This window comes from Cellulomonas sp. KU4C (assembly GCF_056868065.1).
Map to the genome: position 1 here is coordinate 405,916 of NZ_CP200322.1, position 19,644 is coordinate 425,559.

18 protein-coding genes and 3 tRNA genes are annotated in these 19,644 nt (G+C 76.8%); 9 read left to right on the forward strand and 12 right to left on the reverse strand.

Annotated elements, in window-relative coordinates; genetic code table 11:
- Positions 1 to 15 precede the first annotated feature (15 nt).
- Complete coding sequence (gene galE, locus AC1VL8_RS01875; RefSeq protein WP_483073905.1) at positions 16 to 975, forward strand: UDP-glucose 4-epimerase GalE; 960 nt, start codon at positions 16 to 18, stop codon at positions 973 to 975.
- A gap of 201 nt (positions 976 to 1,176) precedes the next feature.
- Here galE and AC1VL8_RS01880 read toward each other — a convergent pair whose 3' ends face one another.
- From AC1VL8_RS01880 to AC1VL8_RS01895, 4 genes are read right to left on the reverse strand one after another with little or no spacing between them, the layout of a single operon-like run.
- Positions 1,177 to 2,103 (reverse strand): LLM class flavin-dependent oxidoreductase, encoded by a 927-nt coding sequence (locus AC1VL8_RS01880; protein ID WP_483073906.1) that lies wholly within the window; start codon positions 2,101 to 2,103, stop codon positions 1,177 to 1,179.
- A 48-nt stretch (positions 2,104 to 2,151) separates the two neighbouring features.
- On the reverse strand, positions 2,152 to 3,090 hold the full coding sequence (locus AC1VL8_RS01885) for a cation diffusion facilitator family transporter (RefSeq protein ID WP_483073907.1): 939 nt from the start codon (positions 3,088 to 3,090) through the stop codon (positions 2,152 to 2,154).
- Positions 3,033 to 3,434 (reverse strand): ArsR/SmtB family transcription factor, encoded by a 402-nt coding sequence (locus AC1VL8_RS01890; RefSeq protein WP_483073908.1) that lies wholly within the window; start codon positions 3,432 to 3,434, stop codon positions 3,033 to 3,035. The genes AC1VL8_RS01885 and AC1VL8_RS01890 overlap by 58 nt, the downstream gene beginning before the upstream one ends.
- 39 nt (positions 3,435 to 3,473) lie before the next feature.
- Positions 3,474 to 3,818 carry a metallopeptidase family protein gene (locus AC1VL8_RS01895; RefSeq protein ID WP_483076171.1) on the reverse strand — a complete coding sequence of 115 codons (345 nt, stop codon included), beginning with the start codon at positions 3,816 to 3,818 and terminating at the stop codon, positions 3,474 to 3,476.
- Positions 3,819 to 3,962: 144 nt separating this feature from the next.
- Between AC1VL8_RS01895 and AC1VL8_RS01900 the strand changes: the two genes are divergently transcribed.
- From AC1VL8_RS01900 to AC1VL8_RS01910, 3 genes are all read left to right on the forward strand, one after another.
- A tRNA-Glu gene (locus AC1VL8_RS01900) sits at positions 3,963 to 4,035 on the forward strand.
- Between the two features lie 36 nt (positions 4,036 to 4,071).
- Positions 4,072 to 4,145: transfer RNA gene (locus AC1VL8_RS01905), tRNA-Asp, on the forward strand.
- Positions 4,146 to 4,187: 42 nt separating this feature from the next.
- Positions 4,188 to 4,260 (forward strand) — tRNA-Phe (locus AC1VL8_RS01910).
- Between the two features lie 56 nt (positions 4,261 to 4,316).
- Here the strand turns inward: AC1VL8_RS01910 and AC1VL8_RS01915 are convergent.
- Positions 4,317 to 5,759, reverse strand: a complete 1,443-nt coding sequence (locus tag AC1VL8_RS01915) for a sensor histidine kinase (RefSeq protein ID WP_483073909.1) — start codon at positions 5,757 to 5,759, stop codon at positions 4,317 to 4,319.
- On the reverse strand, positions 5,756 to 6,763 hold the full coding sequence (locus AC1VL8_RS01920) for a response regulator (protein ID WP_483073910.1): 1,008 nt from the start codon (positions 6,761 to 6,763) through the stop codon (positions 5,756 to 5,758). The genes AC1VL8_RS01915 and AC1VL8_RS01920 overlap by 4 nt, the downstream gene beginning before the upstream one ends.
- Before the next feature lie 179 nt (positions 6,764 to 6,942).
- On the opposite strand from AC1VL8_RS01920, the gene AC1VL8_RS01925 reads away from it, so the two are divergent.
- The gene (locus AC1VL8_RS01925; RefSeq protein ID WP_389231615.1) at positions 6,943 to 7,287 is read left to right on the forward strand and encodes an STAS domain-containing protein; all 345 of its coding nucleotides are present in this window, start codon (positions 6,943 to 6,945) and stop codon (positions 7,285 to 7,287) included.
- Positions 7,288 to 7,369: 82 nt separating this feature from the next.
- Positions 7,370 to 9,766: a transglycosylase domain-containing protein gene (locus tag AC1VL8_RS01930; protein ID WP_483073911.1), complete on the forward strand. Its 2,397-nt coding sequence runs from the start codon at positions 7,370 to 7,372 to the stop codon at positions 9,764 to 9,766.
- Positions 9,767 to 9,803: 37 nt separating this feature from the next.
- Here AC1VL8_RS01930 and AC1VL8_RS01935 read toward each other — a convergent pair whose 3' ends face one another.
- A complete protein-coding gene (locus AC1VL8_RS01935; protein ID WP_389231621.1) occupies positions 9,804 to 9,989 on the reverse strand; it encodes a hypothetical protein in 186 nt (61 codons plus the stop codon).
- Complete coding sequence (locus AC1VL8_RS01940) at positions 9,968 to 10,729, reverse strand: DUF1266 domain-containing protein (protein WP_483073912.1); 762 nt, start codon at positions 10,727 to 10,729, stop codon at positions 9,968 to 9,970. The genes AC1VL8_RS01935 and AC1VL8_RS01940 overlap by 22 nt, the downstream gene beginning before the upstream one ends.
- Before the next feature lie 146 nt (positions 10,730 to 10,875).
- Here AC1VL8_RS01940 and AC1VL8_RS01945 point away from each other — a divergent pair, with 146 nt between their 5' ends.
- Both AC1VL8_RS01945 and AC1VL8_RS01950 read left to right on the forward strand, forming a co-directional pair.
- Positions 10,876 to 13,503, forward strand: coding sequence for a tetratricopeptide repeat protein (locus AC1VL8_RS01945; RefSeq protein ID WP_483073913.1), 2,628 nt, complete (start codon positions 10,876 to 10,878; stop codon positions 13,501 to 13,503).
- 92 nt (positions 13,504 to 13,595) lie between these two features.
- Positions 13,596 to 14,111 carry a hypothetical protein gene (locus AC1VL8_RS01950; protein ID WP_483073914.1) on the forward strand — a complete coding sequence of 172 codons (516 nt, stop codon included), beginning with the start codon at positions 13,596 to 13,598 and terminating at the stop codon, positions 14,109 to 14,111.
- Between the two features lie 40 nt (positions 14,112 to 14,151).
- Here the strand turns inward: AC1VL8_RS01950 and AC1VL8_RS01955 are convergent, their stop codons facing one another.
- Positions 14,152 to 14,316, reverse strand: a complete 165-nt coding sequence (locus AC1VL8_RS01955) for a hypothetical protein (protein ID WP_389231633.1) — start codon at positions 14,314 to 14,316, stop codon at positions 14,152 to 14,154.
- A 167-nt stretch (positions 14,317 to 14,483) separates the two neighbouring features.
- Between AC1VL8_RS01955 and AC1VL8_RS01960 the strand changes: the two genes are divergently transcribed.
- A complete protein-coding gene (locus tag AC1VL8_RS01960) occupies positions 14,484 to 15,092 on the forward strand; it encodes a M15 family metallopeptidase (RefSeq protein ID WP_483073915.1) in 609 nt (202 codons plus the stop codon).
- A 124-nt stretch (positions 15,093 to 15,216) separates the two neighbouring features.
- Here the strand turns inward: AC1VL8_RS01960 and AC1VL8_RS01965 are convergent, their stop codons facing one another.
- The 3 genes from AC1VL8_RS01965 to AC1VL8_RS01975 form a co-directional block, all read right to left on the reverse strand.
- A complete protein-coding gene (locus AC1VL8_RS01965; RefSeq protein ID WP_483073916.1) occupies positions 15,217 to 16,764 on the reverse strand; it encodes a GAF domain-containing protein in 1,548 nt (515 codons plus the stop codon).
- Positions 16,765 to 16,881: 117 nt separating this feature from the next.
- Positions 16,882 to 17,565: an ArsR/SmtB family transcription factor gene (locus AC1VL8_RS01970; protein WP_483073917.1), complete on the reverse strand. Its 684-nt coding sequence runs from the start codon at positions 17,563 to 17,565 to the stop codon at positions 16,882 to 16,884.
- Between the two features lie 104 nt (positions 17,566 to 17,669).
- Positions 17,670 to 19,511 carry a glycosyl hydrolase gene (locus AC1VL8_RS01975; protein WP_483073918.1) on the reverse strand — a complete coding sequence of 614 codons (1,842 nt, stop codon included), beginning with the start codon at positions 19,509 to 19,511 and terminating at the stop codon, positions 17,670 to 17,672.
- Between the last annotated feature and the right edge of the window lie 133 nt (positions 19,512 to 19,644).

Below are 19,644 nucleotides of genomic sequence, written 5' to 3' on the forward strand. Positions count from 1 at the left end.
CGCTACGCTGCGGACATGACGTGGATGGTGACCGGAGGCGCGGGGTACATCGGATCGCACGTGGTGCGGGCGTTCGGGCAGGTCGGCATCCCCGCCGTCGTGCTCGACGACCTGTCGTCCGGGCACCGCGGGTTCGTGCCGGCGGACGTGCCGTTCGTGGAGGGGTCGATCCTCGACACCGCGCTCGTCACCGCCGCGCTCCGTGAGCACGAGGTCACCGGCGTCGTGCACCTGGCCGGCTTCAAGTACGCCGGGGTCTCGGTGCAGCGCCCCCTGCACACGTACGAGCAGAACGTCACCGGCACCGTCCACCTCCTCGAGGCGATGGCCGCCGCCGACGTGCACCGGATCGTGTTCTCCTCCAGCGCCGCCGTCTACGGCACCCCCGACGTCGACCTCGTCACCGAGGACACCGCGACCGCCCCCGAGTCCCCCTACGGCGAGTCCAAGCTCATCGGCGAGTGGCTGCTCTGCGACCAGGGCCGCGCGACCGAGCTCCAGCACACGTCGCTGCGGTACTTCAACGTGGTCGGCTCCGGCACCCCCGAGCTGTACGACACCAGCCCGCACAACCTGTTCCCGCTCGTGCTCGACGCGCTCGCCGCCGGACGCACGCCCCGGATCAACGGCACCGACTACGCCACCCCCGACGGCACCTGCGTCCGGGACTACGTGCACGTCGCCGACCTCGCGACCTCGCACGTCGCCGCCGCGCGCGCCCTCACCGAGGGCCGCGAGCTGCAGCGGGTCTACAACCTCGGGTCCGGCGACGGGGTCTCCGTGCGGGAGATCATGACGGCGATGGCCCAGGGCACCGGCATCCCGTTCGAGCCCGAGATCGCCCCTCGGCGCCCCGGCGACCCCGACCGGATCGTCGCGTCCGGCGTGGCCGCCGCGCGCGACCTCGACTGGGTCATGCGGCACACGCTGACCGAGATGGTCGCGAGCGCCTGGGAGGCCCGGCAGGCCCACTGAGGCCGCCCCCTGACGACCGGGGCCGGTGCCCCCCTGCGCCGGCCCCGGTCCTTCTGCCTGCCCGCTGCCCGCGCCCGCGCCGAGACAGGTCCGCCGCGTCGACTCAGGTCGCCCCACGGTCCTGTCTCGGCGGTGCGGTCCTGCCTCGGCGGCGTCCGGGGTCGGGGTCGCCGGGTCGGTGTCCGGGGTCGGGGTCGCGGGTCAGCGGCCGAGGCGGGACAGGCCCTCGGCCAGCACGTCCTCCGAGCCGGCGTAGATGCCCTCGGCCCGGGGCCAGTGCACGACCACGTCGCTGAACCCCAGGTCCGCGGCGCGCTCCACCCCCTCGACGAGGGTGTCCGGCGACTCCAGGGAGTACACCGGCGCGCCGTCGAGGCTCAGGTACAGGTCCGGCACCCGGCCCTCCGGGGCGACCCGCGCGGCGACCTCGCGCACCTGGTCGACCATCCCGGCCAGCCCGGTCCACCACGCCTCCTGCGCCGCCGACGCCGACCCGGGCTCCTCTCCGGGGGCGAACGTCGGGCCGTACGTGGCCCAGCCCTGCCCGAACCGGGCCGCGAGCGCCATCGTGCGGGGACCGTTCGCGGCGATCACGAAGGGCGTCCGCGGCGTCGCGAGCGTCCCGGGCAGCATCCGCGCGCCGTGCGCCGCGTAGAACTCGCCCTCGTGCTCGGTCACCGGGTGCGTGAGCAGCCGGTCCAGCAGCTCGACGAACTCCTCGAACCGGCGGGTCCGCTCCCCCCGCGTCGGCGCCGGGCCGAGCACGCCCGCGTCGAAGCCCTCGCCGCCGGCGCCCAGCCCCAGCAGGAACCGCCCCTCGGCGATGTCGTCCAGCCCCATCACGTCCTTGGCGAACGGCACGGGGTGCCGGAAGTTCGGCGACGCCACCCACGTGCCCAGCCCGATGCGCTCGGTCACGGCCGCCGCCGCGGCGAGCAGCGGCACCGTGGCGAACCACGGCTCGTCGGCGAGCGACCGCCACGCCAGGTGGTCGTAGGTCCACGCGTGGTCGAACCCGTACTCCTCCGCCCGGCGCCACACGTGCCGCGCGGCCGACCAGCGCCGCTGCGGGAGGACCACCACGCCGAGACGGGTGCGGGCGGGCGCTGCGGCGGGGTCGTCGGTCACGTGCGCCAGCGTACCGACGCGCCGCCCCACCGGCCGGTCCCGGCCCCCTCACGCGTGCGTGCGGGCCTCGCGGGACTCCGGGGGCTCGAGCTGGAACGTGCAGTGGTCGACGTCGAAGTGCCCGGCCAGGCACCGGCGCAGGTCGTCGAGGACCCGCCCGGACTCGCCGCGCGCGAGGACGTCGGCGGGGACCTCCACGTGGGCGGACAGCACGGGGACGCCGGAGGTGATCGTCCAGGCGTGCAGGTCGTGGACCCCGAGGACCCCGCGGACGCCGCAGATGTGCCGGCGGACGTCGTCGAGGTCCACCCCGGGCGGCGTCGCCTCCAGCAGCACGACCCCGACGTCGCGGAGCAGCGACCACGCGCGGGGGGCGATCAGCAGGCCGATCAGCACCGAGGCGATCCCGTCGGCCCGGACGAACCCCGTGGTCAGCACGACGACCGCGGCGCCGATCACCGCGACGGACCCGAGCAGGTCGCCCAGCACCTCGAGGTAGGCGCCGCGGACGTTGAGCGACTCGGCCTGGCCCGGGCGGAGCAGCACCAGGCCGACGGCGTTCGCGAGCAGCCCGACCACCGCGACGCCGAGCATGAGGCCGGCCTCGACCTCGGCGGGTTCGCTGATCCGCCGGACGCCGCCGACGACCGCCGCGACGGCGACGACCGCCAGGACCAGGCCGTTCGCCAGGGCGGCGAGGATCTCCGCGCGCTGCCAGCCGAACGTGCGCCGGGCGGTGGCGGGGCGACGGGCGAGCGACGTCGCCAGCAGCGCGAGCCCGACGCCGACCGCGTCGGTCAGCATGTGCCCGGCGTCGGCCAGCAGCGCGAACGACCCGGACAGCAGCCCGCCGACGACCTCGGCGACGAGCACAGAGAGCGTGATCGCGAGCACCGCGGCCAGCCGCCCCCGGTGCGCCTGCGCGGCGGTCAGCCCGTGGTCGTGGCCGCCGTGCCCGTGGCCGCCGTGCCCGTGGTCGTGCCCCATCGTCGTCCCTCCGTCCGGGCGACCACCCGCTCGGCGGCCCCCAGCAGCTCGTCGAGCTCGGGGTCCGCCAGCGCGTACCGGGTCGCCCGCCCCTCGGGGGTGGCGACCACGAGCCCGGCCGCCCGCAGCGTCGCGAGGTGCGCCGAGACCGTCGACTGCGCGAGGCCCAGGGCCCCGGTGAGGTCGACGACCCGCAGCGCGTCGTCGGCGAGCAGGTGGACGAGCGAGAGCCGCGTCGGGTCCGCCAGGGCGTGCAGCACACGGGCGACGTCCTGGTGCGCGTGCTCCGGGACGCCGGCGTGGTCGTGCAACGCCGCGGTGGATCCTGAATCATCGTTGTTCATCGATGTTATCGCTCCTTGTCGATGGAGGGAAGGGCCGGGTCATGCCCAGCCGAGCTCGTGCAGCCGCTCGTCGTCGATGCCGAAGTGGTGCGCGACCTCGTGCACCACGGTGATCGCGACCTCCTCGACGACCTCCTCCCGGTCCGCGCAGATCGCCAGCGTCGGGTTCCGGAAGACCGTGATCCGGTCGGGCAGCGAGCCGGCCGCCCAGAACTCGCCGCGCTCGGTGAGGGGCACGCCCTCGTACAGGCCCAGCAGATCGGGGTCGTCGGCGGGCGCGTCGTCCTCCACCAGCACCACGACGTTGTCCATCTGCGCCGCGAGCTCGGGCGGGATGCGGTCCAGCCCGTCCCGGACGGCGTCCTCGAACTCCTCCAGCGACATGTCCACCACGGGGCCATCCTCCCTGATGATCACGGGGCACGCGGGGTCGCGCGACGGGTCGCCACGAGCCGATTTGGGGGATCCCCGCGGATGCACGTATAGTCATCACCGGTCTGAAGACGCCTCGACGTCAGGGGCGAACGAGCCCCCATCGTCTAGCGGCCCAGGACCCCGCCCTTTCACGGCGGTAGCACGGGTTCGAATCCCGTTGGGGGTACGAGCAGTGCATGTGGAAGAATAGGTCTCACAACGAGGCCCCGTAGCGCAGTTGGTTAGCGCGCCGCCCTGTCACGGCGGAGGTCGCGGGTTCAAGTCCCGTCGGGGTCGCTCGATCACACCGGTCCATCTGGGCCGGTGTTGTCGTACCAAGGCTCTGTAGCTCAGTTGGTAGAGCGTTCGACTGAAAATCGAAAGGTCACCGGATCGACGCCGGTCGGAGCCACACCGAGAAGCCCCGCTCGCCCCAGGCGACGCGGGGCTTCGCCGTTCCCGGCTCCGTCAGCCCGCCCGCCCCCGGCGCGGCAGGACCGCCGTGAACGTCGCCCCCTCGCCCTCCACGCTGGTGACCTCCACCACACCGCCGTGCGCGACGACCACCGACCGGGTGATCGCCAGCCCGAGCCCGATGCCGGGCACCGCGTGCCGCGCGGCGGTCGACGTCCGGAAGAACCGCCCGAACAGCCGGTCGAGCTCGTCGGCCGGGATCCCCAGCCCGGTGTCGGCCACCGCGACCCGGACGTGGTCCACGGTCGCCGTCACCCCGACGGTCACCGACCCGCCGGCCGGGGTGAACTTCAGCGCGTTCGACACGAGGTTGTCGCAGACCTGCGCGAGCCGCACCGGGTCGGCGCGCAGCGGCACCGGGTCGGCGGGGACGTCGAGCGCCAGCCGCACCCCGGCGCGCTCCGCGGCGGGCCGGGCGGACTCCACCGCGGCCCGGGCCACCTGGGCCACGTCCACGTCGGTCGGGTTCAGCGGGAACCCGCCGGCGTCGACCCGGGCCGTGAACAGCAGGTCGTCGACCAGCCCGAGCAGCCGGTGCGCGTTCCGCTCGGCGACCTCGACCGACCGCGCCTGGTCGGGCGTCAGCGGGTCGTCGCGCAGCAGGTCCAGGTGACCGACGACCGCGCTCACCGGGGTCCGCAGCTCGTGGGAGATCATCCCGGTGAACTGCTCCTGGAGCTGCGCGGACTCCAGCGCCAGCGTCTGGTCGGTGGCCACGAACAGGTAGCCCGCCACCCGGCCGTCGTCCTCGCGCCGCACCGTCACCGACACCTGGACCGGCACCCCGGAGCCGTCGGCGCGCAGCCACGTCCAGCCGGAGACGTCGGGCCGGTCGGTGGTGACCTCGGCGACCAGCGCGGCGAACGGGGTCCGGGCGGCGGTGCGGCGCCAGCGCTCGCGCAGCTCGTCGGGGTGCACCAGCTCGTCGACCCGCAGCGCGCCGCGGACGTCCGCGGCCCGTCGGCCGAGCATCCGCTCCGCGCCGGGGTTCCAGACGTCGACCAGCCCGTCCGGGCCCGTGCCGATCACCGCCTGCTCGGTGACCGCGTCGAGCACGCTCCGGGTCAGCCGCTCCGCGGCGTGCAGGTGCGCGAGGTCCCCGCGGACGCGCCGGGCCAGGGCGTGGGCGACCAGCGCCGCGACGGCGTGCACCAGCAGGACCGGCACCGCGCGCCCCGCGTCCGGCGTGGCCCACGGCAGCAGCAGCGGGACCAGCAGCAGCGCCGCCGCGGACGCCGCGACGGCCAGCGGCACCGACCGCCGACCCGGACCGGCCGCGATCCACAGCACCGGCAGCAGGAGGGCGGCGGTGGCGGCCGGGCCCAGCCCGCCGGTCGCCGCGGCCGGCACCCCGAGCGCGAGCGCCACGGCCGGCGCGGCGGCGGACGCCCACCCGCGCCCCGCACCCGCGACGACGGGGGCCGGCGACGCGCTCACGGCCGCCGCGCTCCCGTGTCCCGCACGATCTCCAGCGGCTCCACCGCGCGGCCGGTGCCGAACCGCGACCAGTACCGGGCGGTGGCCCGCACCATCTCGGGGTCGAGGTAGTCGCGGATCGCGGTCTGGGAGCCGAAGCAGGCCAGCATCGCGAGCTTGGTCGCGAGGTGGTCGTCGACCCCGACGAACCGGTTCGGCCGGAAGTCGACCGTCGCCGACGGGCTCTCGAAGCACGCCACCGTCGCGACGTCGCGGGTCGCGACCATCACCGCCTGGTGCACCGCGCGGTGGTCCTGGTGCCGGTCGTGCTCGCTGTGCGTGTAGACGACCGTGGGCCGCACCTGGGCGACGACCCGCTCCACGATGCCGAGCGTCGGCTCCGCGACGGGGATCCGGGTGTCCGGCAGGTCCTCGAGCAGCAGGCGCGCGCCGATCAGGGCGGCCGCGGCGTGCGCCTCACCCTCGCGGGCGGCGACGTCCCCGCCGCGCGCCCCGCGGGACAGGGTGAGCACGACGACCGTGTCCCCGGCCGCCCGGTGCGCCGCGAGCGTGCCGCCGACGCCGATCTCGACGTCGTCCGGGTGCGCCCCGACCGCGAGCACGACCGGCCGGGCGGCGACCGCCGCGCGCCGCCGCTCGCCGAGCCGCCGCACGACCGCGACCAGGTCGGCCGCCGCGACGGGCTTGGGCAGGAACTCGTCGGCGCGCCGCCGCAGCGCCTCGACCGCGTGGTCGACCGAGACGTGCGCGGTCATCACGACCACGCCGACGTCCGGGACCCGCTCCCGGAGCACCCCGGCGAGCTCGAGCCCCGACATGCCGGGCATCTCGATGTCGGTGACCACCACGTCGGGGTCGTGCCGGTCCAGCGTCCCGAGGATGTCCGACGCGTCGTGCAGCACCACGACGTCGCACCCCGCGCGCCGCTCCAGCACGGCCGCGGTGTACGCGGCGACGTCGGGGTCGTCGTCCAGCACGACGACCCGTAGCGTGCCCTCGGTCAAGCAGTCCCCCCGGTGGTCGGCGTGCGGGCGCCGAACCGCCCGGCGCCGCCCTCATGCTCGCAGACGGGCGCACGACCCGCCGGGCCGCCCGGGCGGGGCGCGTCGCCCGGCGGCGGTCGAGTGCCTAAGGTGAGGGCGCACCGGGAGCGGTCCCGGCCGGCACGACAGGAGGGTGGGACGTGGAGATCGCAGTCCAGCGGATCGGCGGCCCCGTCGTCGTCGTGCATCCCCAGGGCCGGCTGACCGCCGCGGACGCCCCCGAGCTGCGCACCGTCCTCGCCGACCTGGTCGAGGCCGGGCGCACCAAGATCGTGCTGGACCTGGAGGAGACGACCTTCCTCGACTCGTCCGGCCTGGGCGCCCTGGTCGCGGGCCTGCGGATCACCCGGACCGCCGGCGGCGACCTGACGATCGCCCGCGCCACCGGCCAGGTGCTCGACGTGCTGACCCTGACGACGATGATCCGGGTGCTGCCGTCGCACGAGACCGTCGCCGACGCGTTCGGGGCCCTCGGCGGCGCCTGAGCGCTCCCGGCCCCGCTCGCCCGACGCACGCCCGGCCGCGGAACCGGGCGCACGCGACGACCGTCTGCCCTAGCGTGTCGGCATGACCCCGGCCCGAGGCCACGGCGTGCGACGGATGTCGGTGCTGCGCGCCGTCGCGCTGCTGGTGGCGTTCGCGCTGCTCGCCGGGATCGGCGGGGTGCTGTCGGCCGCGCTGGTGCTGCCGAGCGTCGCCGTGGCGAACGGCACCACGGACCTCGCGGTGCAGGCGTTCGAGGAGCTGCCGACCGCGCTCGACCGCCAGCCGCTGTCGGAGCGCTCCGTCGTGCTCGCGGCCGACGGCACGACCGTGCTGGCGCTGTTCTGGGCCGAGAACCGCGAGGTCGTCCCGCTCACCGCCGTCTCCGAGCCGCTGCAGCGGGCCGTCATCGCGACGGAGGACCGCCGGTTCTACCACCACGGCGGCATCGACCCCGAGGGGATGCTGCGCGCCCTGGTGCGCAACCTCCAGCACCCGGAGCGCACCGAGGGCGCCTCCACGCTCACCCAGCAGTACATCAAGAACGTCCTCATCGACCAGGCGGTGCGCGCCGGCGACCTCGCCGGGGCCGACGCCGCGCGCGAGGCGGAGGGACCCGAGGGGTACGCGCGCAAGATCCGCGAGGCGAAGCTCGCGATCGCCCTCGAGAAGGAGATGACCAAGGACCAGATCCTCGAGGCGTACCTCAACATCGCGCAGTTCGGCCTCAACACCTACGGGGTGCAGGCCGCCGCGCTGCGCTACTTCAGCAAGCCGGCCTCGGAGATCACCTACCTCGAGGCCGCGACCATCGCCGGCGTGACGCAGAGCCCTACGGCGTTCGACCCGGTGCGCAACCCGCAGGCCGCGCAGGAGCGGCGCGACATCGTGCTGGGGCTGCTGCACGAGCAGGGGTACATCACCGCGGAGGAGCTCGCCGCCGGGATCGCGACGCCGCTGCCCGACATGCTGCGGGTCGACGACCGGCAGATCGGGTGCATGCAGGCGGAGGCGGCCGTGCGCGGGTCGGGCTACTTCTGCGACTACGTCACGAAGGTGATCCGCAACGACCCCGCGTTCGGGGAGACCGAGGACGCGCGCGTCGACCTGCTCTACCGCGGCGGGCTCACCATCACCACCACCCTCGACCCGCGGGAGCAGACCATCGCGGACGAGGAGGTGAAGAACCAGGTGCCGGTGGCCGACCCGTCCGGGGTCGCGACCGCCCTGGTCACCGTGGAGCCCGGCACCGGGCGGATCACCTCGATGGCCCAGAACCGCGTCTACAACAACACCCAGGACCACGGCGACCGCGAGACCGCCGTGAACTACAGCACCGACTTCCGGTACGGCGGGGCCAGCGGGTTCCCGCCCGGGTCGACGTTCAAGCCCTTCACCCTGGCGCAGTGGCTCAAGGAGGGGCACAGCCTGAGCGAGACCGTGAACGGCACGCGGTTCTCGTACCGGTTCAGCGAGTTCACGGCCCCGTGCACCGGCCTGAACGGCAGCACCGAGTACCGGTTCGCCAACGCCGAGGGGCCCCGGTCCGGCGGGGTGATGTCGGTGCTCGACGCCACCCGCGGCTCGGTGAACTCCGGCTACATCGCGATGGCCTCGCAGCTGGACCTCTGCGGGATCATGGACACCGCGACCTCGCTGGGCATCCACAAGGCCGGCGGCCAGTCCGGCGACGGGCCCTTCGACCCGCTGCCCGCCAACGTGCTCGGCTCCGACTCCGTCGCACCGCTCGCGATGGCCGCCGCGTTCGCCGCGTTCGCCGCCGGCGGCACGTACTGCACCCCGGTCGCGATCACCGCGGTCGTCGACCGGGACGGCGCCCCGCTGCCGGTGCCCGCGTCGTCCTGCACGCCCGGCGCGCTGGAGCCCCGGATCGCGAACGCGGTGAACCACGCCCTGCAGAACGTCTGGTCCGGCACCGCGAGCACGCCCGCGCCCCCGTTCCCCGCCGCCGGCAAGACCGGGACGACCTCCCGGAACGAGCACACCTGGTTCGTGGGCTACACGCCGCTGCGCGCGACCGCCGTGTGGGTCGGGCACGCCGAGGCGATGGTCCCGATGCAGCGCATCACCATCAACGGCCGGTACATCCGCAACGTGTTCGGGTCCTCCGTCGCCGTGCCGATCTGGAAGGGCTTCATGACCCGCACCCTGGAGGGCCAGGCGGTCCCCGGGTTCGCGCCCGCCGGCCAGGACGAGGTGCTGGGCCGGCAGGTGCCGGTGCCCCGCGTCGTCGGCCTGGACGTGGACGCGGCGCGCCGCGCGCTCGCCGCGGCGGGGTTCCGGGTCGTCGTCCGCGCGCCGCAGCCGTCCGCGGAGCCCGCCGGCGCCGTCGCCGAGCAGAGCCCGTCGGGCACGACGGTGGCCGGGTCGGTGGTCAGCCTGACGCCGTCGGCCGGTCCCCCGCCCGCCGCGCCACCGCCGGCAGCGCCGCCGCCCGCGGCACCCCCACCCGCCCCCTGACGCGCGGGCGCGCCGTCGGGTCCGGCACCCCGGCGCGTCAGATCCGGCGCAGCACGTTCGACAGGAACGCGTGCACGTGCGGTCGCAGGTCGTCGCCCCACACGAGGACGACCACCATCCCCAGGCCGATCAGCACCAGCAGCCCCACCCAGCGGCCCGGGTACCGCAGCCGACCACGCCCCTGCGCGCGCCGACCTCCCGTCACCAGGCCAGCCGGAGCCACGGGGAGCCGTCGTCCTTCAGCAGCCGGTCCACGGCGCGGTCGAACGAGCCGATGTCGCCGTCCACCGGGTTCCGGCTGGTGCCCGCCGTCCAGAACGCCCGACCCACCACGAACGCCCGGCCGAACTCCTCCCACCCCCGGTAGGCGGGCCGGGACAGGCCGACCGCCTCGCCCATCGCCTCGAACGCGCGGTCCCGGGTCACCAGGCCCGCGTCGAGCAGCAGGCGGCTCAGGTGCACGACCCGCGCGGCGTCCCACGCGACGATGCTCGCCGGCAGGGGGTCGATCAGCTCGGCGTGCCCGCCCGCGACCGCCGCGCCCGTCCACCCCGTGTACCAGGCGCGGGCGCGCTCGGGGTCGAGGCCGCGCTCGGCCGCCTCCCCGCCGATCCGCGCCAGGTGCTCCTGCTGGAGCCCCCGGGCGCCGCGCCGGTCCGCGAACACCTCGTCGACCCGAGGGGCGACCAGCGCGTAGTACCCCCGGTGCCCCTGGTGCAGGAGGAACGCGTAGGCGCGGTCGACGTCGTCGGGCCCGTGCACGTCCCACGCGCCGGACAGCAGCTTCTGCGCCGTCGCGGGGTCGGCCTCCATCGTGGGGGCGTTGACCGGCAGGTGCCCCTCGGCCGCGTACACCGCGCCCAGGGCCAGCGCCCGGTCCTCGTCGGGCGACAGCGCGGGCGCGCCCTCCAGCACGATGAACTCCGCGGTGAACATCGACTTGATCTTGTCGAACAGACCCATCGGTCCGCCCCTCCTCGGCGTGCGGCGTCGCGGGGGTGCGACGCGAGGGGCCCAGCGCACCGCACGGCCCGCCCGCCCGGCACGTGTCCCGAACGAACCCGAACACCCCGCCGGCACCGCCGCCCTCGGCTCGTACCCTGGTCGGCGTGCCCGGCGACGCCTCCCCTCCCCCGGACCCCGCGGGCTGGGACGACCTGACGACCCGGCTGCGCGCGCTGCGGGCCCGCGCCGGCTCCCCGTCGTACGCGGAGCTCGTCCGCCGGGTCGACGGCCTGCGGGCCGCGCGCGGCGTCCCGGAGCACGAGCGGCGCCCGGGCCGGGTCACCGTCTACGACGCGTTCCGCGACGGCCGGGCCCGCCTCGACGTCGAGCTGCTCGTCGACCTGGTGCGCGCCCTCGGGGGCACGCCGGACGACGCGACGGCCTGGCGGGGCGCGCACGCGGCGACGGCCCGCCGGGTCGCGGGCCGCGAGCAGGTCGGCGATCAGGTCGGCGGGCACGTCGGTCAGCGGGCCGGCCGGGCGCCGCTGCTGCGCGACGCGGACCCGCTCGCCGAGCTGCCCCGGGTCCGCGGGCGCGACGCCGAGCTCGAGCAGCTGCTCGCGTGGGCCGCCGCCCCCGCGCCCCGTGCGCGGGTCGCGGTGGTCACCGGGGTGCCGGGGGCCGGGCTCAGCACGGTCGTGCGCGCGGTGGCCGCGCGGCACCGCGCGGCCACGGGAGCCCCGGTCCGGGTCGTCGACGGCGGCGCGGACGTCGACCCGGTGCTGGCCGGGCTCGCCGGGCTCGCAGCGTCCGCGGACGCAGCGGGCTCCCGCGACGGCACGCCGCTGCTCGTCGTCGACGACGCGCCCGGGGCCGACCACGTCCAGCGGCTCGCGGACGGGCTGCCCGGCTGGTCGCTGCTGGTCACGTCCCGCCGGTCGCTCGCCGTCGCCGGCTCGCGCGCGGTGGTGCTCGGCCCGCTCGACCCGGCGACCGCCGTCACGGTGCTGGGCGACCTCGTGGGCCCGGACCGGGTCGCCGCCGAGCCGGACGCCGCCGCCGCGCTCGCCGCCGCGTGCGGGTACCTCCCGGTGGCACTGGCCGTCGCCGCGGGCCGGGTCGACGAGCAGCCCGGCTGGTCCCTCGCGGACCACCAGCACCGCGTCGCCGGCTCGGCGCACGCCCTGCCCGCGATCGACGCGGCGTACCGCGCGCTCGACCCGGAGCAGGCCCTCGTGCTGCGCCGCCTCGCGCTGCACCCCGCCCCGCTGCCGACCGCGTGGCTCGCCGTCCTCGCGGGGCTGGACGTCCCGAGCGTGCGACGGGCGCTCGCCGCGGGCGAGGACGCGCACCTCGTCCGGACGGACGCCGCCGGGCGGTCGACCGTGCACGCCCTGGTGCGGCGGTACGCGGTCGACGCCGGGCACCAGGACGAGCCGGTCAGCGCGCGGCGCGCCGCCGTCGCCCGGCTCGCGGAACGGCTGCTCGACGAGGCGCGCCCCCTGGTCGCCGTCGTCGCCCCGCACCACGACCTCCCCGCCGCCGCCGACGACGCCCCGACACCGGCCGAGGCCCGGACCCGGCTCGACGACCTGCGCGGCGTCGCGGTCGGCGCGGCCGGGCTCTGTGCGGGTCTCGGGCTCGCGGAGCAGCTGGGGGCGCTGTCCGGGACGCTGGCGCCGTACCTCGACACCGCCGGCCACTGGTCCGACGCCGTCGAGCTGCACACCCACGCCGTCGAGGCGGCCGACCCGGCGGGCCGGAGCCGGGCCGGTCGGGACGTCGGTCGCGCGCTGGAGCAGCTCGGCCGCTACGACGAGGCCCTCGCCCACCTGGTGCGGTCCCACGAGTCCGGCCACGACCCCCGGCCCGGCCAGACGCTCAACCGGATCGGGAACGTCTACAAGCGGCTCGGTCGCACCGACGAGGCGCTGCGGTCCTACGCCGACGCCGTGGCCGCCGCGCGGGTCGCCGGGGACGCGGTGAGCGAGGGACGCGCCGTGGGCAACCACGCGGACGTGCTGCGGGTGCTCGGCCGGCACACCGAGGCGTTCGCGGGCTACGACGCGGCGCTCGCCCTCGCGGCGGCGGCCGGGGACGCGGTGAACACGGCCGTCGTGACCCTCAACTCGGTGCTGGCGCTGGAGCAGGCCGGTCGGGTCGACGACGCCCGCGCGCGCGTCGTGCTCGCCCGGGCGGCCGCCGAGCGGGTCGGCGACGCCGGGATGCTGCTCCGCGCGGCCCTGTACGACGCCCGGCTGCGGGCGACGACGGGCGCGCCGGGCGACGCGGTGCCGGCGGTCCGCGCCGTCGTGGCCCGGGCCGCGGAGCTCGGCGACGTGACCGTCGAGGCCGAGGCCGGGACCGTGCTGGGCCACGCGCTGCTCGCCGCGGGCCACCTGCCGGGCGCGCACGCCGCGCTCACCCGGGCCCGTGCGCTCGGGCAGCGGCTGCGCGCCCGGCTGATCGAGGCGGAGGCGCTCAACGGCCTCGGCGCGGTCGCGCTCGCCGGGCAGGACGCCGCGGCGGCGCGGGACGCGTTCGCGGCGGCGCTGACGGTCGCCGACGCCGCCGCGGACAGCGGCGAGCGGGTGCGCGCCCTGACCGGGCTGGGCGACTGCGCGGCCGCGGACGGCGCGGGCGAGGACGCGCGGGCGCGGTGGACCGCGGCGCTCGCCGACGCGCAGGCCGCCGGGCTCCCGGCGGTGGCCGGCCTGCGGTCGCGGCTGGACGCGCCGCCCGGGACGCCGGCCGCCACGCCGTCCAGCGCCACGGCACCCGCCCCGGGCTGACCCGCGGTCCACCCCCGGGCGGACCCGCAGGCGCGCGGGACCGGCCCCCGGGTCGATGTGCCGCGCGCCCGGCCCCGCCTAGCGTCGAGGGCATGGACACCACGCCCCTCACCAGCACCCCCGCGGGCACGCCCGAGCGGCGGCTGCTCGCGGTCACCGCCGCCGCGGCGGGCGTCGTCCTGGCGCTCAGCGCCTGCGCCGGCCCCGTCGCCGAGGCGCTCGGCGGCGCCCGCGACACCGCCGTCACGTACCGGTCGGTCCAGGAGGCGCACGGCGACACGGCGCTGCCCGACTGGCTGCCCGCCGAGGCAGCGGACATCCGGGTGAAGTCCCGCCCCGGCGGCGCGGAGCGGATCGTGCGCATGGACGCGCGGCTCGACGCGCTGCCCGCGGAGTGCGTCCCGGTCGGTCCCGAGCAGCCGCTCGCGCCGCGGCCCGTCGACGCCGACCCCGGCGACTACCGCTCGGTGTCGACGCTGCACGCGGACTGGTGGCCGGTCGAGCAGGAGCAGCAGGCGACGATGATGTGCGGCGCCTGGTGGGTCGGCGAGCAGGACGGGGAGCTCTACGCGTTCACGCCCGAGCGCCGGACCGTGCCGGTGGGCTGACGACGGCCGGCGTCCCGGGGGTCGGGCCGTCGCAGCAGGGTCAGGCCGTCGCGGCGAGGAGCACGCGCTCCTCCGCGAGCGCCACGACGACCAGGTCGCCGGACTCCTCGTCCACCACGGCCACCGCGCGGGCGCCGCAGACGCACACGACGTCGACGTCGTCGCCGTCCTCGAACCAGGTGCACACGTGCCGTCGGCTGCTCATGGTCCGACCGTACGCACGGGCACCGACACGGCCGTGCTCCCGGCCCCGCGTGTCGCGTTCTGCCCCGTGATCGTGCGGCACGACGGATCCGTCGGCGCACGGTGCTCAGGTCCGTGGCCCGCCCGCCGATGGGAACCGCAGCACGGGCGAGAGGGACGCACAGACCTATGGGCATCGAGGGCATGGACGGCATCGCGGGCATCAGCCAGCGCATCGCCGCCATCCAGGCGACGATCGGCACGCTGGCCCCGGTGGCCGCGACCACGACCAGCAGCAGCGGCGCCGCGTTCGCGGACGCCCTCGCGCAGGCGGTCGACGGCACGGGCACCGCGGGCACCTCGGGCTCCGCGTCCTCGTCGGCCGCCGGCACCGCGCTGGACGCCGACGGCGTGCCCCTCGCGCTCGCCGCGTACGGCAACGGGAAGATCCCCGCCGAGGCGCTGTCCCCGGTCGACGGCACCGGTCACCGCCTCTGGGCCCCCGCCGCGGAGTCGCTGGGACGGCTGCGCGCCGACGCGGCCGCCGCGGGCGTCACGATCGGCATCACCGACTCCTACCGGTCCTACGAGTCGCAGGTCGACGTCGCCGCGCGCAAGGGCCTGTACAAGAACGGCGGCCTGGCCGCGGTCCCCGGCACCAGCGACCACGGCTGGGGCATGGCGGTCGACCTCGCGCTGGACGACAAGGCGCAGTCCTGGATGCGGGCCAACGGCGCCCGCTACGGGTTCGTCGAGGACACCCCGCGCGAGCCCTGGCACTGGGCCTACAAGCCCTGACCCCCGGGCGCCCCGCACGCCCCGGGCGCCCGCACCCACGCACGCCGAGTCAGGACCGCCGCGCCGAGTCAGGTCCGCGGACGGCCCTGTCCCGGTGCGCGGGTCCTGTCTCGGCGCGGGCGGGTCAGCGGAGGATGGCCTTGGTGACCGCGACCTGCTCGGTCAGCACGCCGCCGATGGTCTGCTGGGTCTCGTTGATCCGCTCGACCACGCCGCCGATCTTCGCCAGCGACGTGATCACCCCGGCGACCTGCTGCTGGATCTTCTCGACCTTGTCGCCCACCTGCGTGGTCGCCGCGGCGGTCTCCTGCGCGAGCTCCTTGACCTCGCCGGCGACGACCGCGAACCCCTTGCCCGCCTCCCCCGCTCGGGCGGCCTCGATCGTCGCGTTCAGCGCGAGCAGGTTGGTCTGGGCCGCGATGCCCTGGATCACGGTGACGACCTGGCCGATCTCCGCACTGGACTCACCCAGGCCGGCGACCTCCTGGTTCGCCTCGTGCGCCAGCCGCTGCCCGTCGGTGGCGACGGTCGTCGCGGCGAGCACGTTGCGCTCGACCTCCTGGATGGAGGTGACCAGCTCCTCGCCCGCGGTGCGCAGGCGGTCGGACGCGGCGTGCCGCTCGAGGGCCTGCCCGACCAGGAACGCGGTGTTGCGCAGCGCCTCGCGCCGGCGGTCCGAGAGCTCGAGGGTCTGCGTGGCGAAGAAGTCCATCGTCCCGGTGATGACGCCGTCGACGAGGATCGGCAGGCAGACGCCGGACTTCACGCCCGCCCGCTGCGCCGCGGGAGCCCGCACGCAGTCGGTGAGCTCGCCCAGGTCGGCGACGAACACCAGGTCGCGCGCGCGCCAGGCCCGGCCGGCCAGGCCGACGCCCTCGCGGAACGACGCGGACCGGGTGACCTGGCGGAACTCGGCACCGGCGTCGCCGGACTCCTGGACGAAGTGCAGGGCGTGGTCGCGGTCGTCGACGGCCCAGTAGGACGCGTACGCCCAGTCGAACCCGGTCCGGATCGCCTCCAGCGCGCGGGACAGCGCGTCCTGCGCGGACGGGGCGCTGGTGACCTCGTGGATCACGCGGTTGACGGCCTCGACGTCCTGGGACGCGTCCGCGTGCCGCTCGCCGGCGGCGACGCGCTCGATCGCCTGCGAGACCAGCACCCCGATGCTGCGGAGCGTGTCGAGGCGCTGCGGCGACGGGTCGAGGGTCTCGGTGGTGAAGAAGTCCATCGTGCCGGTGACGACGCCGTCCTCGGTGAGGGGGAAGCACACGCCCGACCGGACGCCGGCACGCTGCGCGGCGGGTGCGCGCACGCAGTCGGTGAGCTCGCCCAGGTCGGCGACGAACACCAGGTCGCGGCTGCGCCAGGCGCGCCCGGACAGGCCGACGCCCTCGCCGAACGACGCGGTGTGGGTGACGCGGCGGAACTCCTCGCCCGCCTCTCCGGACTCCTGGACGAAGTGCAGGGCGCGGTCGTCGCCGATCCGCCAGTACGACCCGTAGACCCAGCCGAACCGCTCGCGGACGACCTCCAGGGCGTTGCGCACCGCGGCCTCGGAGGTCGCGGCGTCCGCGAGGGCGCGCACGACCGCGGTCACGGCCTCGATGTTGGCCCGGGACTCGGTGAGCTGGCTGGCCGTGGCTGACGGCGTCGTACGGCTGCGGCTGAACACGGTCGCTCCTCGATGAGGGGTTGGCAGATGGGCGCCCCCGCGCACCCTGCCGATCGACGCGGACAGACCGGTCATGAGGGATTGAACCGGCGATTCCGGGTGAACCGGACGCGGCGGTCAGCCCCGCGCGCCACCCGTCCCGCCGGCGGTCGGCTCGTCGTCCGGCCGCGGCTCGTCGATGCCGTCGGTGCCGTCGGTGCCGTCGGCGGTCCGCGCCCCGTCCGCCGGGACCGCCCGCGCCTGCAGGTCCCACGGCTGGAACACCCGGTCGGCCCCGCGCCGGACCCGCAGCGTGCGCGGCTCGGTGTCCCGCTCCTCGACGACGACCCGGTCGACGCGCACCGGGCCGGCGGGAGCCGGCGGGCCGGCCGGCGCGGGCGCGGGGGCCGGTGCGGGCGCCGGCGTGGGTGCGGCAGCGGGCCCCGCGACCGTGCGCGGCGCCGGGGCCGGGCGGACGACCGGCTCCCGCAGCACCTCGGGCTGCGGGGCGAGCAGCACCTCGTCGATCGGCCGGTACCGGAACTCCGCCTCGCGCCGGTGCCGCTCGATCCACATCGTCATGAGGTCGAACACCTCGGCCTCGAGGTGCACGGGCCGCCGCTGGGCCTCGCGCCGGCGGGTGACCAGGCCCGCGGCCTCCAGCACCCGCAGGTGCTTCGACACGGACTGCGCCGTGACAGGGTAGGGGGCGGCGAGCTCGCCGACGGTGGCGTCCCCGGCGGTGAGCCGGGCGACGATGTCCCGGCGCAGCGGGTCCGCGAGGGCGGAGAACACCTGGGACAGCGGGTCCTGCGCGGGCACGCGGCCTCCTCGAACGGGTGAACGGTCCCGCGAGGGTGACACGCAACCGTCGAGGTGGTCAACCGCACGGTTGGTCACCTCCGCGGTTGGCGCGCCGCACCGGCTCACGGCGCGGTCGTGAGCACCTGCTCGGGCCCGACGGCGGTGCCGGCGGCGTTGGTGGCGACCACCCGGAACCGGTAGGTAGTGCCCGGGGTCAGCCCCGTCAGCGCCGCCTCGCCCGCGCGCTCCCAGGTCGCCGCCGCGAACGTCTGCTCGGCGGTCCGCGTGCCCCACCCCGGCCCGGTCTCGACGCGCACCGTCGTCGCGAGCCCGTGCGGGTGCACCCGCAGCGGCACCGTCGCGGAGGTCCGACCGACCCCCGTCGCGGTGACCGCCCGGACCGTGGGCGGCCCCGGGGTGTCCACCGTCCGGGCGACGGTCGTCGTCCCGGCCGCGGTCGTCGCGGTCGCGGTCCACCGGTACCGGGTGCCCGGCACGAGTCCCGCGAGGTCGTGCGCGACCGCCTGGGCGGACGTCGCGGCGGGGACCGACCGCTCGACCGCGCCGAGCTCCGGTCCCCCCTCGACCGACCAGGACAGCCGGACCGTCCCGGGGAGCCCGCGCGGATCCACCCAGGCGCGCAGCCCGGCGGCGTCGCCGGTCACGTCCCGCTCCGCGGCCGTCACGACCGGCGGGGACGCGACGACCAGCGCGCGCCGGTCGAACGCGGTCCGGCCCGCGGCGTCGGTCACCGTCAGGCGCACCACCGGGGCACCCGCCGCGTACGTGTGCGTCACCGTGCCCGGCGGGCCCGTGCCGCTGCGCGTCGTCCCGTCGCCGAGCTCGAGCACCCAACGGACCACGCCGGACCCGGTGGCGGAACCGCCGCCGGTGCTGCGGGACAGGTCGAGCGCCACCGTGAGCGGCGCCGGGCCGACGCGCGTCGACGGCCGGACCCAGGCCGTCGGCCGTGCGTGCGCGACCGGGCCCGCGACCGCCGCCGCGTAGGCCGCCCGCGTCGGCTCCGACCCCGCGACCGCCCACGCGCAGGTCCCGGTGCCCTCGAACGACGACACCACGTCCAGCCCCGGCCACGCCCCGAGGTACGCGACGGCCTCGGCCAGCCACGCGCCCCGGCGCCCCGGGTCCGCGGGGTCGGCCGCGGTGCCGAGCTCGGCGAGCAGCGGCGTCCGCCCGCGGGCCGCCGCCCACTGCCGGAACGGGCCGACCACCTCCGCGAGCGGCCGCCACGCCGTCGGCTTCCCCGGTGCGCAGCCGAACCAGTTGTAGGCGTCCAGACCGACCCGGTCGACGACGTCGTCCCCCGGGTAGAACGCGTCGGCCCCCGGGGTCGAGGGCGCGCTGCCGAAGCTCGCGGGCGTGACCACCCAGGTCCAGAGCACGTCGGTGACCCCGGCGTCCCGGAACACCTGCACGTACCGCCGCCACGCGGCCCGGAACTCCGCGGGGGTCCCCCACCCGGCCGCGATGTCCGCCTCGTGGTGCAGCACCAGGTACACGGGCACGCCGAGCGCGGCGACGCCCGCCGCCTGCGCGCGGATCTCCGCGTCGACCCGCCCGTCCGCGATGGCCGCCCAGGGCACCACCGACCCGTCGGCGCGGCGCGGCCAGATCGACAGCAGCGGCGTCCGCCCGCGCGCGACCGACTCGACCACCGGGGCCACGGGCTGCACGTCGTCCCACCGGCTGTACCAGCGGTGCACGTCGAGGCGCCGGCCGAGCGCGTCCTCGAACGCCGCCACCGCCGACGCCGCGTCCGGCGCGGACCCGCGGTCGACGTGCGCGCCCAGCCGGAAGCCCGGGCCGGGCGGCGCGTCGGGCTCGGCCGCGACGGACGAGGGGACCGCGAGCGCCAGGACGGCGAGCGCGGTGGCGATCACCCGGGCGACGCAGCCGGAGCGTGCGGCGCGGCGCGGGCCGCTGCGGGACGACGGTGCGGACACGGGACCCCCCTGGTCGTGGTGCTGCGCCCGTGCCCATCGGCCACACCCCGGCACCGCTGAGCGGTGCCCGCGGCGGACGCGGTCGCCGTCACCCGGTCGGCCCACCGCGCGAGGGCGTCCGCACGCCCTGATA

Coding starts and splice junctions, on each gene's coding strand:
- galE (WP_483073905.1), top strand. CDS start 16: ATGACGTGGATGGTGACCGGAGGCGCGGGGTACATCGGATCGCACGTG.
- AC1VL8_RS01885 (WP_483073907.1), bottom strand. CDS start 3,090: ATGGGGCACGACCACGGGCACGGCGGCCACGGGCACGGCGGCCACGAC.
- AC1VL8_RS01890 (WP_483073908.1), bottom strand. CDS start 3,434: ATGAACAACGATGATTCAGGATCCACCGCGGCGTTGCACGACCACGCC.
- AC1VL8_RS01895 (WP_483076171.1), bottom strand. CDS start 3,818: ATGTCGCTGGAGGAGTTCGAGGACGCCGTCCGGGACGGGCTGGACCGC.
- AC1VL8_RS01930 (WP_483073911.1), top strand. CDS start 7,370: ATGACCCCGGCCCGAGGCCACGGCGTGCGACGGATGTCGGTGCTGCGC.
- AC1VL8_RS01940 (WP_483073912.1), bottom strand. CDS start 10,729: ATGGGTCTGTTCGACAAGATCAAGTCGATGTTCACCGCGGAGTTCATC.
- AC1VL8_RS01950 (WP_483073914.1), top strand. CDS start 13,596: ATGGACACCACGCCCCTCACCAGCACCCCCGCGGGCACGCCCGAGCGG.
- AC1VL8_RS01955 (WP_389231633.1), bottom strand. CDS start 14,316: ATGAGCAGCCGACGGCACGTGTGCACCTGGTTCGAGGACGGCGACGAC.
- AC1VL8_RS01960 (WP_483073915.1), top strand. CDS start 14,484: ATGGGCATCGAGGGCATGGACGGCATCGCGGGCATCAGCCAGCGCATC.